The sequence below is a fragment of the Vibrio sp. D173a genome, assembly GCF_030248475.1.
Genome location: NZ_JAHGAH010000149.1, coordinates 1 through 16039, shown reverse-complemented (window position 1 = coordinate 16039; position 16039 = coordinate 1). Strand labels below are relative to the sequence as shown.

Genomic DNA, 16039 nt, shown 5'->3' with positions numbered 1-16039 from the left:
AACTGATCGGCATTAGAGCTCAATGGCTCGCTTTTTTGTTGGATTCGTTTTGCTTATTCAGCGGTGGTCTTCTTTTCCATGAAACCCAGTTTCTTACCGATCCACGCTAGGAGAATCATTGAAACCAGAATTGCGAAGAAGTTAGAGCCTGCTTCTGGGTATTGCGCTTTGATAAACGCAGAGTGACCAAATGCACCCACGAAGAAACACGCCAGACCAACAAGTGGGATATCTTCTGATACTGGGTTGTTAAGATATTCTTGGTAAAGCGCCTGTACAGCTAGCACGAGTGCAATCAGAGGGAAGATGGAAAAAGACACTTCACTCATGGTCAACCATGACAACAAAGCATCACCACACATACCTGCAACCAGTGCCAAAATCAGCGTTTTCTTTTCAGATTTATTTCCATTCGACATTATTCTATTCCGCCTTTTAATCGGTTACGTTCACGTTCTTTGCGATACCAATAGGCCCCTTTGGCTATCATTCGCAATTGCATGATCAATCGCTCGGCGAGTTCATCGCGCTCACGTCGATCTAAATCTAAAGCTTCTGCACCGGAGCTAAACACCAAAGTGACCGACGCCTCAGCTTGAGTAAACGCCTCTTCTTTGGTCATGCCCGTGCTCATTAAGTACTCAGTTAATTCTGCCGCAAAATGCTGAATTTCTCGAGCGACGGCAGTACGAAATTCAGAAGAAGTGCCAGAGCGCTCACGCAACAATAAGCGGAAAACGTTAGGACTACTTTCAATGAATTCCATGAAGGTTTCAACTGAAGTTCGAATCACACTGCCTTCTTTAACAATACGCTGACGCGCTTGGCGCATCAGTTGGCGTAACAATAAACCGCCTTCATCCACCATGGTTAAGCCCAGCTCATCCATGTCTTTGAAGTGACGGTAAAAAGAAGTTGGTGCAATCCCTGCCTCTCGGGCAACCTCACGCAAGCTGAGATTGGAAAAGCTGCGATCCGCACTGAGTTGATTAAATGCCGCATCGATCAACGATCGACGTGTTTTTTCTTTTTGCTGCGCGCGGATTCCCATCGATTTCATTCTTTAACTTGCTCTTTTTCTATTGGGTACGAGAGCTTCAATATAACGCATATCGCCCCCACGTATAAAGCGACGTTATCTACCGATAAGCGGCGAGCACGTTACTATTGCCATGCATCCAATTGCAATATTCTCGCTTCAAATAGTAGACATGCAGCATGCCAATTAGTTCTTTTGGGCGATTCTGCGTGATCACTTCCACTCTCTAGCAGGCATGACATGTTCCCAATAGAGTAAATGAGTTAAAATCCCGCTACAGCAATGTTAAGCAAATATAACAAGGAAGACATCATGGCGCATGCTAATCACTATGACGTGATCGTAATTGGTAGTGGCCCGGGCGGTGAAGGGGCGGCAATGGGATTGACCAAAGCCGGACTGAATGTCGCTATCGTAGAGAAGGAAAGCAGTGTTGGTGGCGGTTGTACGCACTGGGGAACCATACCATCCAAAGCATTGCGTCACGCGGTTAGCCGTATCATCGAATTCAATAGCAACCCTCTATTCTGTCGTAATAACACCAGCCTTCATGCAACATTTTCTGACATTTTAGGTCATGCGAAATCGGTCATTGATAAGCAAACTCGACTTCGTCAGGGCTTTTATGACCGCAATTCATGCACACTGTTGTTTGGTACTGCGCGCTTTATCGATAACTACTCCATCGCCGTCATGCAAAGCGATGGTACGGAAGAAGTGTACTCTGCGGATAAATTTGTTATCGCGACAGGCTCTCGTCCATACCAACCGAATGATGTCGACTTCTTGCATGAACGCATCTACGACAGTGACTCTATCTTGAGCCTGAAACACGACCCTCGCCACATCATCATTTACGGCGCGGGCGTGATTGGTTGTGAATACGCCTCAATCTTCCGTGGTTTAGGCGTGAAGACCGACCTGATTAACACTCGCGACCGCCTGCTCTCTTTCTTAGATAACGAAGTCTCAGATGCATTGTCTTACCACTTCTGGAACAGTGGCGTGGTAATTCGTAACGATGAAACGTTCGAGAAAATCGAAGGCACCGAAGATGGTGTTATCGTGCATCTTCAATCTGGCAAGAAGATGAAAGCCGACTGCCTACTGTATGCCAACGGTAGAACGGGTAACACAGACAAACTCAACTTACCTGCGGTTGGACTTGAAGGTGATTCACGTGGACAACTCAAAGTAGATGGTAACTACCGTACAGAAGTGGAACACATCTATGCCGTCGGTGATGTGATTGGCTACCCTAGCCTAGCGAGTGCAGCGTATGACCAAGGCCGTTTCGTGGCACAAGCAATCACGAAAGGGCAAGCCGACGGCAATCTGATTGATGACATCCCAACGGGTATCTACACCATTCCAGAAATCAGCTCAGTGGGTAAAACCGAGCAAGAACTAACTGCGGCGAAAGTGCCTTACGAAGTGGGACGCTCTTCATTCAAACATCTCGCTCGTGCACAGATTGCAGGTAAAGACATCGGCAGCTTGAAAATCCTCTTCCATCGCGAAACCAAAGAGATTCTTGGTATTCACTGCTTTGGTGAGCGCGCCGCGGAAATCATCCACATCGGCCAGGCCATCATGGAGCAAAAAGGTGAAGCCAATACGATTGAATACTTCGTCAATACCACCTTTAACTATCCGACGATGGCAGAAGCGTATCGCGTAGCGGCACTGAACGGTTTGAACCGATTATTCTAATTCAATTGGGTTGCCATGATCCAAAAGCAAAAGCAGCAGGTTTCGACCTGCTGTTTTTTTATGTGTAACTAGGCAAGAAAGCTTCCCTTGCGCCATTGATAGAAGAAGATAGCGCCAAGTCCAATCCCTCGCATTGCCATGAAACTGGTCATCGCAAACCATAGTGCATGGTTTTGCCAACCAGAGAACAAAAAGAAAATCACGAAGAAACAGCAAGTCGCTACGAACATACTGTTTCGCATGTCTTTACCTTTAGTGGCACCAACAAATATGCCATCAAACAGGAAACACCACATCGATGCTAATGGCATGACCACCAACCAAGGCAGATACACCGACGCTTGCTGCTGCACCGCGTCAATCGAAGTGATCATGGCGATCAAGTGCGATCCCGCCAAACCAAATACCGTAGTCAAAACTAAACAGATGATCAGACTCCAGAAGAAAGTACCAATCAACGAAGCACTGAGCTGCGCTCGGTCTTTGGCACCAATCGCTTTGCCTACCATGGCTTCCATGGCATAAGCGAAACCGTCCATGCCATAGGAAATCATCATCAAGAAACTCATCAACACTGCATTGGCCGCAACCACATCATCACCAAAGCTCGCGCCTTGGAAAGTCATAAAGCTAAACGTAGCTTGTAAACAGAGCGAGCGTAAGAAGATGTCGCGATTGAGTTTTACAAACCGCCCTAACCCATGTTGAGTATCAGTTAGCAGGCTCTTAGGTGATGGCAATTGACGTGCACGCCATGTTTTCCATACGCACATCAAGCCAAACGCCATGCCTGAGTAATCAGCAATCACCGACGCTAGCGCTGCCCCTTCTACTTTCCAGCCCAAACCAATCACAAACAGTAAATCGAGCGCAATATTGGTTACGTTGGTGATGATCACCATCCACATTGGGGCTTTGGAGTTTTGCGTTCCGAGCAGCCAGCCCAACAGCACAAAGTTCATCAGCGCTGCGGGGGCGCTCCACACTCGAATAGAGAAATATTGCATGCCGTAGTGCTTCACTTCAGCACTGGCATCACTCCAACCAAAGATCAGATCCGCGATCGGGTTATGGGCAATAAGAAAGACTAACGCAAACAACAATGCCATTAGTGAGCCTTGCATAAACACTAAAGCGAGTTGTTTTCGATCTGCACCACCGTAGGACTGCGCCGCTAATCCAGTAGTCGACATACGTAAGAAGCCAAGCAACCAAAACGTCACGCTGATCATGGTGCTGCCCAACGCAACACCGCCTAGATACCAAGCGTGTTCAAGGTGACCGATCACCGCAGCGTCAACCAAGCCCAAGAGTGGAACAGTAATATTCGACAGTACCATAGGGATAGCGAGCGCTAACACTTGGCGATGCACTTGAGGATTCGATAAAGGAGAAAAGATAGAGTTTGTCACAGGCACCTCGTTGTTTAGATCAGCGAGTGTACCTGAGTGTTCAATGCCTATCCAATTACCACTTGATGTGAACGAGAACTGGCGTGAGGCGATGCTTCAACATTGGGATCTTATTTAGCCAACGTTGCCATGCTTTCCAGCGTGAGCAGAATCGGTCGAATGGCGAGAAAGCTTTCACCCATTGTGCCCATGGTAACCAATGCAGTACTTGTTGTGCTGGTGCTTCAAAACCATGTGCATACGTATCTGAGCCGAGCTTCTGACCCCATTTACTTTCGGTTAGAGCACCCGCTAATACCATGCACACTTCTGCCGAAACAAAATGACGCCCCAGAGTTTGGATAAAGGTTGCGACGCGTGATTCATCACAATCGAGTAAAGCCATCTCACACAGAATCAATACTGGTGCTTTTTCGGGAATGCGTAGTTCATCTAACCAACTCATGTCTTCTACGCTGCCGCAACGATGCTCGTAACGTTCATTTTTGTGGAACAATCGCTGACGCCAAACTAGATTCTCAGTGACATCCAGTTCAATCCAGTGACAACAACCATTGTCCAAACGGTAGAAGCGTGTATCTAAACCTGCACCAACATTGATGATCCAAGCGTCTGAGTGTTGTTGAAGAAAGTGGCTAACCTGCTGATCGCACAGCTGAGTTAAGGTCACGTGCAATAGTTGCTTCTGATCGACATCACCACTAATACAATCTGGTGCCATCTTGCAGCTCAAACACGCTTTTGCGGCGATTGGATCGTACACTAAACCATTGTCGACCATGCTTTCGCGGCTGCGCAAAAACAACGGTTTCAACAGATGATTGGGTACGTGATGTTGAGGCTTGGACATGGGCATTTCCTTACGCCGAAAAGAAAATGATTAAATGGATTTAGATGATAATAAATCTCAATATCACTTGCAAGTTTTACAGCATAACCAAAATTCTCAACCGTTGGCGAACGTAATAAGTTTGAAGGGAAGAAAACAAAGATAGAAAGCTTAGAAAACACAAAGCCCAGCAGTGAGCTGGGCTTTATTAGAATGCTTGATGTAAAAACCTACATCCAGTCGGTGTTACGGATGATGCCAACCGCCAGACCTTCAATCGTCAGGTGTTGCGACGTTAGGTCAACTTGGATTGGTGAAAACTCTTCGTTTTCTGCATGCAGTAGAACCGTAGAACCTTTGCGCTCTAGACGCTTCACCGTCACATCATCATCAACACGTGCAACCACAACTTGACCGTCGCGTACGTCTTGAGTTTTGTGCACGGCCAGCAAGTCGCCGTCCATAATACCGATGTCTTTCATACTTTCGCCATTTACGCGAAGTAGGAAGTCTGCTTTTGGTTTGAACATCGCAGGATCCACTTGGTAGTGAGACTCCACATGCTCTTGAGCCAGAATCGGCTCACCAGCAGCAACTTGACCAATCAATGGCAGGCCTTGATCGTCGTTTGCCGCATCTTCGAGTAGGATTCGGATCCCGCGAGATGCGCCTGGAATAATTTCAATCGCTTGTTTACGAGCAAGCGCTTTTAGGTGTTCTTCTGCGGCATTCGCAGAGCGGAAGCCAAGCTCACGCGCAATCTCTGCACGAGTTGGTGGCATTCCGGTGTCTTCGATTTTGCTTTTAATCAAATCGAAGACTTGTTGTTGGCGTGGCGTTAACGGCTTCATATGTCACCTGTCTTTTTATACAGTTAACTGTGAGTATATCCAGTAAATGGACAAATGAAAACCCAATTGGTTGTTTTTTAATTTATTTGCGCCAGTTTCAGATCCTATCCACAAACCTTAAGCGAACATGCGTTTTAAACACGAAACAATCAATTCGTCTAATGAAAGCAACAACCCAGGGGTTAGACTAATTTCCGCTCAATAAAATTAAAAGGTTTGACCAGTTTCTGGTATCCTTGCTGCGCTTAAAATTTATCGCCTAGGCTTATTTCTATTGCCGTATCTATTTCCTTTCCTGTAGAAGATGGAGAAGCGGACGCAGAAATAAGGTTAGGCTTGTTTGAATACCTATTGAGGCTGTGAACTTTATGTCTTCTGGACAATCATTTTCACGTTCATTACTAAAACTACCTTTATCGGTAATGGTAAAGGGCACCACAATTCCATCGAATCCGATTGACGATCTCAGCATCGACCTAGCGAAACCGATTGTGTACGCCTTACCGTTCCGTTCGAACGTGGATTTGCTGACACTACAAAAACAAGCTTTGAGCCTTGGTCTACCAGACCCGCTTAGCCCGCTAGAAATCAATGGCAAAAAACTGACTCGTTACGTGTTTATTGCCTCTCGTCCGACCGTGATGAGCAATGATAACGACGTACCGAGTGAGTCTGTTTCTCTATTTACTGAATTACTTGAACTGCACAAACTCGACAGTGAGCTAGACGTGCAAATGATCCCAGCAACCGTGCTTTGGGGTCGTAAGCCAGGTAAAGAAGAAAACCACAAGCCGTACCTGCAACCAATGAATGGTCCGCAAAAAGCAAAAGCGGTAATGGCAGCAGGTCGTGACTGCTTGGTGCGCTTTAGCCCAGTGGTTTCACTGCGTTACATGGCAGATTCTCACGGTACCGACAGCGCTATTGCACACAAGCTAGCGCGCGTTGCACGTATCCACTTCTCTCGTCAGAAGCTTGCGGCATCAGGTCCAAACCTGCCTCAACGCCAAGTGCTGTTTGCACGCTTAATGAAATCGCCAGCGATTGAAAAAGCGATTGAAGACGAAGCGCAAAGTAAAAACATTTCTATCGAGAAAGCACGCAAAGAAGCCCATGACATCATGGACGAGATTGCAGCGGACTTCTCGTATGGCTTAGTGAAGAACGGCGATCGTATTCTTGGCTGGCTGTGGACCAAGCTGTACCAAGGTCTGCACATCAACAACGCTTCGACCGTTCGTCGCTTAGCGCAAGATGGTCATGAGATCGTGTACGTGCCGTGTCACCGCAGTCACATGGACTACCTACTGCTTTCTTACGTTCTATACCATGAAGGTATGGTGCCACCGCACATTGCTGCAGGTATTAACCTGAACTTCTTCCCGGCGGGTCCAATCTTCCGTCGTGGTGGTGCGTTCTTTATTCGCCGTAGCTTTAAAGGCAACAAGCTATACTCCACGATTTTCCGTGAATACCTATCAGAGCTGTTTGCTAAAGGTTACTCAGTTGAGTACTTCAGTGAAGGTGGTCGTTCACGTACTGGTCGTCTGCTGCAAGCAAAAATCGGTATGTTGGCAATGACGATTCAAGCCATGCTACGCGGTCTAAACCGTCCAGTAACGTTAGTGCCTGTGTACATCGGTTACGAACACGTAATGGAAGTGGGTACTTACGCCAAAGAACTGCGTGGTTCGCGTAAAGAGAAAGAGAACGCGGGTCTTGTTCTGCGTACTCTACGTAAGCTGCGCAACTTTGGCCTTGGTTACGTGAACTTCGGTGAGCCGATTCAGCTAAACCAATACCTGAATGAACACGCGCCAGAATGGACCAAAGACATCGACCATATGGGCGGCAGCAAACCACAATGGATGAACCCTGTGGTGAACGGTCTGGCGAACAAGATGATGACGCACATTAACGATGCAGCTGCGACCAACGCTCTGACTCTATGTGCGACCGCACTATTGGCGTCTCGTCAGCGTGCGTTGTCTCGTGACTCTCTGATCAATCAGATCGAATGCTACCTGAAGCTACTTAAGAACAACCCATACTCAAGCACTTCAACGGTCCCAACAGAAACGGCTGAAGAGTTGGTGGATCACGCGATCTCACTTGATAAGTTTGTGATTGAAACTGACACTATGGGTGACATCATTTCACTGGATCGTAGCCAGTCGATTCTGATGACTTACTACCGCAACAACATCATTCACTTGTTTGCTCTCCCTTCACTGATTGCTCAGATGATTATCCGTCAGCGCAACGTGACAGTAGAGAAGATTCAAGCCAACGTCGCTCAAATCTACCCATTCCTGAAAAAAGAGCTGTTCCTAAGCTATAAGGAAGAAGAATTGAACGAGCTGGTCGTGAAGATCTTGAACGAGTTCATTGAGCAGAAGATGATTTGCCAAGATGGCGACAAGCTGGAAATTAACCAGTCAAACAACCAATCATTGGTTCTGTTAGGTCGTACTATCACCGAAACACTGCAACGTTACTCTATCGCAATGAATCTACTTGTGGCAGACCAAGAGCTGGGTAAATCTGACCTTGAGCAGAAGAGCCAAGATATTGCGCAGCGTTTGGGACGTCTACACGGCATCAACGCGCCAGAGTTCTTCGACAAAGGTGTATTTGCTGCAATGTTCAATACACTGAAAGAGCAACAATACTTAGACTGTGATGGTAACTGTGATCTTGAGAAAACACAGCAATTTGCCAAACTGCTTTTTGCTTTGCTCTACCCAGAAGTGAAGTTGACCATCGAAGAGAGTATCCACCAGCTGCAAGCATAATTGGCTTAAGCTCGATATTCATCTCGACAAAAAACAAAAGGCATCCAATTGGATGCCTTTTTTCTATCTGAATGTTTGTACGACGCCGTTACCAGAAAGCGATAACAAGACCGACCGCAATCACCATGCCCACATAGTTATTGTTGAGGAAGGCTTTAAAACACAAATCGCGCTCTCGGTGGCGAATCAAATGTTGCTGGTACACAAACAAAGAAGCAGCAACCAGAATCGTCCAGTAGTAGCTTTGGCCAAGTTCATAGTGTTGACCCAGCAGCACTAGCATCGCCAAGGTAACCAACTGCAGAACGCCAATGACCAACTTATCGTGACGACCGAACAAGATAGCTGTCGATTTGATACCAATTTTTAAATCATCATCGCGATCGACCATCGCATATTGAGTGTCGTAGGCAATAGTCCACAAAGCGTTAATCACAAACACAAACCACACAATCCAAGGCAGTTCGCCTGTTTGCGCAGCCCACGCCATCGGAATCGCCCAGCTAAAAGCCAAGCCCAAAAACAGCTGTGGCAGATGGGTGTAACGCTTCATAAATGGATAAATGAACGCTAAAAAGATACCAGCAAGGGAGAGCTTAATCGTCAGCGGGTTCATGGTCAGCACTAACAAGAACGAGCTGATACCCAAAACCAAAAACAGACCGATCGCTTCTTTCGAGGTCACTTTACCCGATGGCAAAGGACGCTGTTTGGTGCGCTTCACATGCCCATCTACTTTGCGGTCAGCAAAATCGTTAATCACACAACCAGCACTACGCATTAGGAACACGCCTAACACAAACACGATGAGTACATTCCAACTTGGCATGCCTTGGGCGGCAATCACAAGTGCCCAAACCGTCGGCCACAATAACAACAGTGAGCCAATTGGGCGGTCCATTCGCATCAGTTGCCAATATGCTTTGGCTTTTTCTGCGGACATTTACACCTTCTCCTTAGCGTAAACAGGTGAATTTGGTAAGAATAACTCAGCAACCAGCATGGGTTTGTGATTCATCCACAGTCTCGAGCGTCGCGCTAAAAAGCGTCCCTGTGGCAAATTAACCCATCCCATTTGCAGAGCATCGCGTTCAACGTTATCGGCGCTGAACACAGTTAAGCCCAGCGGAATATCTCCTTGCTGAGCTAAGTCATATTGTTGATCGACCAAGGTTGAACGAGGAATGAGCGTGCGGCCAATGACCCAATCCGTATTGTCGCCACATAAAATCACCTCTCTCAGTAGGCAATCTTGCTCAGACAATAGCTGGCTCTCATCCTGTTTTAACGTCTTGGCAGTGACGATCTGATTGTGCAGCAATTCCACCGTTAAGTGTTGGCAATGCTGGCCTAAACGACGTGACAAAGAGCCCTGTTCTTCAAGCCAATGCTGAGCGAATTCGTTAGGGAATTCAAAATCTTCGGGGTTTTGCCACTCTACTTCCAATAAAGAAGCAAGATAGAGTGATGTCGGCTGATTCATACTAGTATTCAATTGGAGGCTTTATGCGTACAATAAAGCAACAACTTACCGTCTTATTGAAACTGTAAGTTCCGTTATTTGTTATAGACGGTCTATTGTAACAAGACTGAAGCGATTCGAATATCGCGATCCAGAGAAAGAAAAGTTAGAAATATGTACAAACGTTATATAGCCCAAATTATTTTCGCGCTAAGTCTACTTACTTCAGCACCAAGTTGGGCAGAATCAGAAGAAGCTGCACCTAAATTAGCCTACTTTACGCTCGAACCCGATTTGACCACGAACTTTTACACCAAGGGCAACAAATTAGGTTATGTCCAAGTACGTATGGACATCATGGTGATGAGCCAACAAGACCTTGCCGTTATCGAGCACCACCAGCCGCTGATCCGCGATGCGGTGATTGAGCTTCTGGGTAAGCAAACTGAAGATACAATTAAGTCTTTGTCTGGTCGTGAAGATCTCCGCAAAACGTTGGTGAAAGAGCTCAACGAAACCTTGTTGCCAGAGACTGGCAAAACCATCATTGCTGATTTGCTGTTTACCAAATACCTTTACCAGTAGTTTGAACAGCTAAAGCTGACAATCGCCCCTAAGACGAAAGACAGATAAACAAAAGACCGCCGATTGGTGGTCTTTTTGTTGGTATCCGTGAGTCATCCACTTATGAAGCTTGTTGGTATTTCTGTTTACCAGAATCAAACAGTGCAATCGCCATACCTGAAAGCAAGCCCACCAAGTGCGCCGTGTTGGCAATCGCCATAAATGGCTGAACAAAGCCAAGCACTAGCCACACTAACATAAAGCCAATGATCGGTTTCGGTAGGGTCAAACCAAGATGCGGGCAACGGTAACCAAGGATCCACAAGTAACCAAGCAACGCATAAACCACACCAGATAAACCACCAAAGTTCGCACCTTCCACGTAGAACTGACCTGCACCAGGTAGCGCGGCAGAAATCAGGAAAATTTGCAGTAACTTACCAGAACTTAAACGTCGCTCGATATCACCACCCAATTGCCACCACCACAATAGGTTGAACACGATGTGGGTAACGGAGAAGTGCAGCAATGCATGGCTGATCCAGCGCCAGAGTTGCCACTGCTGCCCTTCGAAAGCTGGGAAATGCAGCAGAGCAAACACGCCATCACCAAAACCGAACATCTGCAAAAAGTAGATAACCGTACAAACAGCCATGATCAGTAAGGTCACTGGCCCAGCTTTGGCTTTCACCATGCCCATGATACTCGGGCTGGAGTAATGAAATTTGCTCTTACGCGAATCGGCAACGTCCCACGAGGCGGCGCTGTATTTCGAAGCAGATGGATTAGCCAAGAACTGTTTAAGCTCAGCTTCGACTTCAATTTCATGCTGCGCGTCCGTCAGCCAAAGAGCAAATTGCCCCTCGCCTTCCGGCATCATTTGAATATCAATGTGGCGTGAAGCCATGTAATCAATAAAAGCTTGCGCCATTCGTGGATTATTTAACGTTACCAATCTCTTCATTAACTTCTCACTATCGGTAGTTCTGCTCGCTGCCAGGCTTCAAAGCCGCCATCCACACTGTACACCTGTTCGAAGCCTTGGTTAACCAAATATTGTGCCGCACCTTGGCTACTGATGCCGTGATAGCACATCACTAGGATTGGTTGTTCGAATTCCACATCATTCATGAAAGAAACGATCGAATCGTTGGTCAAATGGAAAGCGGATTCTGCATGCGCGACAGCAAAAGATTGAGGATCACGAATATCTACAAGCTTGGCTTCACTCTGCTCGAGCAATGCTTGAGCACCCTGTACATCGATGTGTTGAAACTGGTCCATTTACTTTCTCTAAGTCGTTTGTCGTTATTGACGCCATTGTAACCTATCCAAAGCCAAACTTAGACACAGAGATAGTCAGGACATTGAACGCTGTACATATTCGCACCATTTGTGGATAAATCTGTGGATTGCGTTGATAAAGTGTATTTGGATCCTTTGATCCACAATATGTAGTGATGATCTTGATCTAACTGTGTGTATATTCACAACTATCCCCAAGAGTAAAACTGCCTCAAAGCCTTATTTTGTCCGGCTTTCGAACAGTTGATGAATAATTACTTCACAGAGTTATACACAGGCAGCACAGATAAATTAGATCGCAAACGCTATCGATTTTCGATCGAAAATAAAAAAGCCGAGATCACATGATCTCGGCTTTCTATGAAAATCTTACTTTAGATTAGAAGCGAAAGTTAGAACTCACCAACAGCAAGTTTCAGTTTCTTCATCGCATTCTTTTCTAGTTGACGAATACGCTCAGCAGAAACACCAAACTCATCAGCTAAGTCTTGCAGTGTCGCTTTGTCGTCGTCTAACCAACGAGAGCGAACAATACGCTGGCTGCGCTCATCTAGACTTGCTAGCGCATGGCCAAGACGGTTATTGGTGTGCGTTTCCCAGTTTGCCGCTTCAATGTTATCCGCTACATCAGACGATTTGTCTTCTAGGTAAAACATTGGGGCGGTGTACGAGTTTGAATTGTCGTCATCGTCCATTGGCATATCGAACGTAGAGTCCACTGCCGCTAAACGTGATTCCATCTCACGTACTTCTGAAGGCTCAACACCTAACTCACGAGCAACGGTTTCTACTTCACCGTTGTTGAACCAGCCCAGACGCTTCTTCGACTTACGTAGGTTGAAGAACAACTTACGTTGCGCTTTGGTGGTCGCAATCTTAACGATGCGCCAGTTACGCAGTACGTATTCATGGATCTCAGCTTTGATCCAGTGAACAGCGAAAGACACCAAACGTACACCCACTTCAGGGTTGAAACGCTTAACCGCTTTCATTAGACCGATGTTGCCCTCTTGTACTAGGTCTGCCATTGGCAAGCCGTAGCCTGAGTAGCCACGAGCAACGTGAACAACGAATCGTAGGTGTGACAAGATCAGACCTTTCGCCGCATCTATCTCACCTTTGTAGTGTAATCGTTCTGCCAGCCCACGCTCTTCCTCTGGTGTCAGCATTGGGTAGCTATTTACAGAACGGATATAGCTATCAAGGCTATCTTGCGTGACTAGAGCCATCGGATACGCTTCTTTTGTCATTCAATTCCTCATCAATCTCTGATCTGGAGCATTACATTGCAATTTAGCTTGGCCATCTTGAACTCAAAATGAACAAGTTTCAAGAAGGGCGAGTAATTATCCATAAACAAATTGTCTAAACAAGAGGTAAAAATTAGCTTGTGCTAATAAATTCCAACTATAAGACCTTTATCACCTAAACTGGTTCAATTTCTTTCAGGTGACGCTGCGCGGATACTCGTGCGGCGATACAACCCAGTAAACTACCAGTGATAATTAATAGCAGAGATTCATCCCAACTCAGGCCAATCAAACGGAATTGGCTATCGTAAAGCGAGGCTAGCTGCTCAACAGCATTGTTCATCACAACCGTGATTAACGCCGTAACCAGCCATGCAATGCATGCTCCTAACACACCAAACCACATACCAGTGTAAAGGTAAGGACGCAAGATGAAGCTATCGGTCGCACCAATCAGCTTCATGGTTTGAATCTCTTCTTTGTTCGCCAGCACATTAAAGCGCAATGTATTGCCGACGATTAAAAATACAGCACCTAACATCAGTATTGTCAGGGTGATGACAATAATGCCAGCAAGGGTTTTGATGGCATCAAGGCGTGCTAGCCAGTCTTCATCAAGCCTCACGTCAGTCACATCTTGTTGCTCACGAACTTGCTTGGCAATCGACTGAATATCGCTCTTCACCTCAGAATCAGGTGTAATGACCAACACACCTGGTAGTGCGTAACCACTCAACAAGCTCAATGCTTGGTCAAAGCCGGCGTATTGGCTTAAATCAGATAGACCTTGTTGCGGCGAAATATATTCCACCTCTTTTACTAAAGGCCAAGTCTCAATTTGGTCTTTTAACACCATCACGCGAGCATCGGGCATGCCTTCTACTAAGTAAGCACTAACTTGCGACGGTGATGCGACATCTTGCGCTGCACTCGCCACGTTCTTACCCAGCAAGTACAAGCATGCTGGCATCGCTAATGCCACCGAAATCACGGCTAGGGTTAGAATGTTACCGAGAGGACGACGCCATAACGCGCCGAAAGAAGATTTTGCTTGTTTTGCATGGACAGAGAAAAAACCATCGGTATTTGCACGCTTGGCACTGCGACCTTTCCCTTTTTTCTGGGTGCGCTTGTTACCTACCATAGTCTTCTACCTCACTTAGGAAGCCTTGGTTCAATTCAAAATGGCGATATTGTGGGCGAGTGTTCACTAACCCGATATCGTGCGTCGCAAGCAGGATCGTTACGCCAGCACGGTTAAATTCTTCAAACAGTCGTAACACACGGTTAGACAGTTCAGGATCTAGGTTACCAGTCGGCTCATCGGCCACCAGTAAGGTTGGTCGGTTTACGACTGCACGCGCAATACCAACGCGTTGTTGCTCACCACCCGAAAGTTGGCTTGGCAAACAACGGGCTTTATCTAGCAAGCCCGTTTTATCCAACGCCGCAGAAACACGGCGTTTGATTTCGTTTTCAGAAATCGATTCGATGCGCATCGGCAGTGCAACGTTATCGAATACACTGCGATCCATTAAGAGACGGTGATCTTGAAAAACAATCCCGATGTTGCGGCGCAAAAACGGAATGTCTTTGTTTGAGATACGAGTAATGTCATGACCATTGAAGTGGATTTTGCCATCCGTTGGTCGCTCTATCGCGCATATCAGTTTCAACAAGGTACTTTTACCTGCCCCGGAATGCCCGCCTAAAAACGCCATTTCTCCGCGTCGAAGGTGAAAGTCGACTTTCTGTAAGGCTTGTCGACCACCTCGGTAAGCTTTGCTCACTTGCTGAAATTTGATCACCGTTGATTTCCTCTAACTCTTGTTACCCTTCACGACTAAACAGAGCGTCAATGAACTCTTGAGTTTCAAATGGACGCAAGTCTTCGATGCCTTCGCCTACACCAATGTAGCGAATTGGAATTTCGAACTGATCAGCGATAGCGAAGATCACGCCACCTTTCGCTGTACCATCCAGCTTAGTCAATGTAATCCCGGTTAGAGGGGCAACATCGCTGAAAAGTTTCGCTTGGCTAATCGCATTTTGGCCTGTGCCTGCGTCTAGCGTTAGCATGATCTCGTGTGGCGCAGAGTCATCAATCTTCTTCATCACACGTACAATCTTACGTAGCTCTTCCATTAGGTTGGCTTTGTTTTGTAGACGACCCGCCGTATCGGCAATCACAACATCGACGCCACGCGCTTTTGCCGCTTCAATCGCATCATAGATAACCGAGGCACTGTCTGCGCCAGTGTGCTGAGCAATCACAGGAACGTTGTTACGCTCGCCCCACACTTGTAGCTGCTCAACCGCTGCCGCACGGAAAGTATCGCCCGCAGCAAGCATGACTTTCTTACCTTGGTTTTGGAATTGCTTAGCCAGCTTACCGATTGTGGTGGTTTTACCCACACCGTTCACGCCGACCATCAAGATAACATAAGGGGTTTTGCTGCTGTCGATTTCGAGAGGCTGTTCTACTTTCGCAAGAATTTCTGCCATCTCTTCTTTCAGCAGACCGTAAAGTGCTTCGCCATCTTTAAGATCGCCACGAGAGGCTTTTTCAGTCAGGTTGTTGATGATTTTTGTTGTGGTTTCCATACCCACATCAGCAATCAGCAGTTGTTCTTCTAGCTCTTCGAAAAGGTCATCGTCGATCTTCTTACCACTGAACAAACCAAAGAAACCCGCACCGATGTTCGCTTTGGTTCGGCTTAGGCTGCGCTTAAGGCGAGCAAAGAAGCTCTCAGTGGGCTTTTCTTGCTCTTGAACTCGAGGCGCAACGGCTACTTGTGGCTCTTCTGCTTCTGCTTCTG

16 protein-coding genes are annotated in these 16039 nt (G+C 46.6%); 3 read left to right on the top strand and 13 right to left on the bottom strand.

Annotation, left to right across the window (positions count from 1 at the left end):
- Positions 1–53 precede the first annotated feature (53 nt).
- Positions 54–419 carry a YijD family membrane protein gene (locus tag KIV40_RS15955; protein ID WP_005430908.1) on the bottom strand — a complete coding sequence of 122 codons (366 nt, stop codon included), beginning with the start codon at positions 417–419 and terminating at the stop codon, positions 54–56.
- The gene (fabR, locus tag KIV40_RS15950) at positions 419–1060 is read right to left on the bottom strand and encodes an HTH-type transcriptional repressor FabR (protein ID WP_005430912.1); all 642 of its coding nucleotides are present in this window, start codon (positions 1058–1060) and stop codon (positions 419–421) included. Before fabR ends, KIV40_RS15955 begins: the two co-directional genes overlap by 1 nt.
- A 261-nt stretch (positions 1061–1321) precedes the next feature.
- Here fabR and sthA point away from each other — a divergent pair, with 261 nt between their 5' ends.
- Entirely contained in the window at positions 1322–2752 is a 1431-nt protein-coding gene (sthA, locus tag KIV40_RS15945; protein WP_012126563.1) for a Si-specific NAD(P)(+) transhydrogenase, read from the top strand.
- A 68-nt stretch (positions 2753–2820) separates the two neighbouring features.
- Here sthA and dinF read toward each other — a convergent pair whose 3' ends face one another.
- The 3 genes from dinF to lexA form a co-directional block, all read right to left on the bottom strand.
- Positions 2821–4164, bottom strand: a complete 1344-nt coding sequence (gene dinF, locus KIV40_RS15940) for an MATE family efflux transporter DinF (RefSeq protein ID WP_199770596.1) — start codon at positions 4162–4164, stop codon at positions 2821–2823.
- A gap of 55 nt (positions 4165–4219) precedes the next feature.
- Positions 4220–5014, bottom strand: a complete 795-nt coding sequence (locus KIV40_RS15935; protein ID WP_285350182.1) for a class I SAM-dependent methyltransferase — start codon at positions 5012–5014, stop codon at positions 4220–4222.
- A 209-nt stretch (positions 5015–5223) separates the two neighbouring features.
- Positions 5224–5844, bottom strand: a complete 621-nt coding sequence (gene lexA, locus KIV40_RS15930) for a transcriptional repressor LexA (protein WP_005438488.1) — start codon at positions 5842–5844, stop codon at positions 5224–5226.
- Positions 5845–6212: 368 nt separating this feature from the next.
- Here lexA and plsB point away from each other — a divergent pair, with 368 nt between their 5' ends.
- Complete coding sequence (plsB, locus tag KIV40_RS15925) at positions 6213–8639, top strand: glycerol-3-phosphate 1-O-acyltransferase PlsB (RefSeq protein WP_285350181.1); 2427 nt, start codon at positions 6213–6215, stop codon at positions 8637–8639.
- Between the two features lie 88 nt (positions 8640–8727).
- On the opposite strand, the gene ubiA is transcribed toward plsB, so the two are convergent.
- Together ubiA and KIV40_RS15915 are read right to left on the bottom strand one after the other, a co-directional pair.
- Positions 8728–9582 (bottom strand): 4-hydroxybenzoate octaprenyltransferase, encoded by an 855-nt coding sequence (gene ubiA / locus KIV40_RS15920; RefSeq protein WP_228175924.1) that lies wholly within the window; start codon positions 9580–9582, stop codon positions 8728–8730.
- Positions 9583–10122, bottom strand: coding sequence for a chorismate lyase (locus KIV40_RS15915; protein ID WP_005430917.1), 540 nt, complete (start codon positions 10120–10122; stop codon positions 9583–9585).
- A gap of 153 nt (positions 10123–10275) precedes the next feature.
- On the opposite strand from KIV40_RS15915, the gene KIV40_RS15910 reads away from it, so the two are divergent.
- Positions 10276–10686, top strand: coding sequence for a flagellar basal body-associated protein FliL (locus KIV40_RS15910; protein ID WP_005430919.1), 411 nt, complete (start codon positions 10276–10278; stop codon positions 10684–10686).
- A 100-nt stretch (positions 10687–10786) separates the two neighbouring features.
- On the opposite strand, the gene glpG is transcribed toward KIV40_RS15910, so the two are convergent.
- From glpG to ftsY, 6 genes are all read right to left on the bottom strand, one after another.
- Positions 10787–11629, bottom strand: a complete 843-nt coding sequence (gene glpG, locus KIV40_RS15905) for a rhomboid family intramembrane serine protease GlpG (protein ID WP_285350178.1) — start codon at positions 11627–11629, stop codon at positions 10787–10789.
- Positions 11629–11949, bottom strand: coding sequence for a thiosulfate sulfurtransferase GlpE (glpE, locus tag KIV40_RS15900; RefSeq protein ID WP_010650540.1), 321 nt, complete (start codon positions 11947–11949; stop codon positions 11629–11631). The genes glpG and glpE overlap by 1 nt, the downstream gene beginning before the upstream one ends.
- 413 nt (positions 11950–12362) lie before the next feature.
- Positions 12363–13220 carry an RNA polymerase sigma factor RpoH gene (gene rpoH, locus KIV40_RS15895; RefSeq protein ID WP_005535656.1) on the bottom strand — a complete coding sequence of 286 codons (858 nt, stop codon included), beginning with the start codon at positions 13218–13220 and terminating at the stop codon, positions 12363–12365.
- Between the two features lie 175 nt (positions 13221–13395).
- Positions 13396–14364: a permease-like cell division protein FtsX gene (gene ftsX, locus KIV40_RS15890; protein ID WP_005430346.1), complete on the bottom strand. Its 969-nt coding sequence runs from the start codon at positions 14362–14364 to the stop codon at positions 13396–13398.
- The gene (ftsE, locus tag KIV40_RS15885; protein WP_005535654.1) at positions 14354–15028 is read right to left on the bottom strand and encodes a cell division ATP-binding protein FtsE; all 675 of its coding nucleotides are present in this window, start codon (positions 15026–15028) and stop codon (positions 14354–14356) included. Before ftsE ends, ftsX begins: the two co-directional genes overlap by 11 nt.
- A 22-nt stretch (positions 15029–15050) precedes the next feature.
- Positions 15051–16039: signal recognition particle-docking protein FtsY (ftsY, locus tag KIV40_RS15880; protein WP_285350176.1), on the bottom strand; the 989-nt coding region annotated here is incomplete at its 5' end.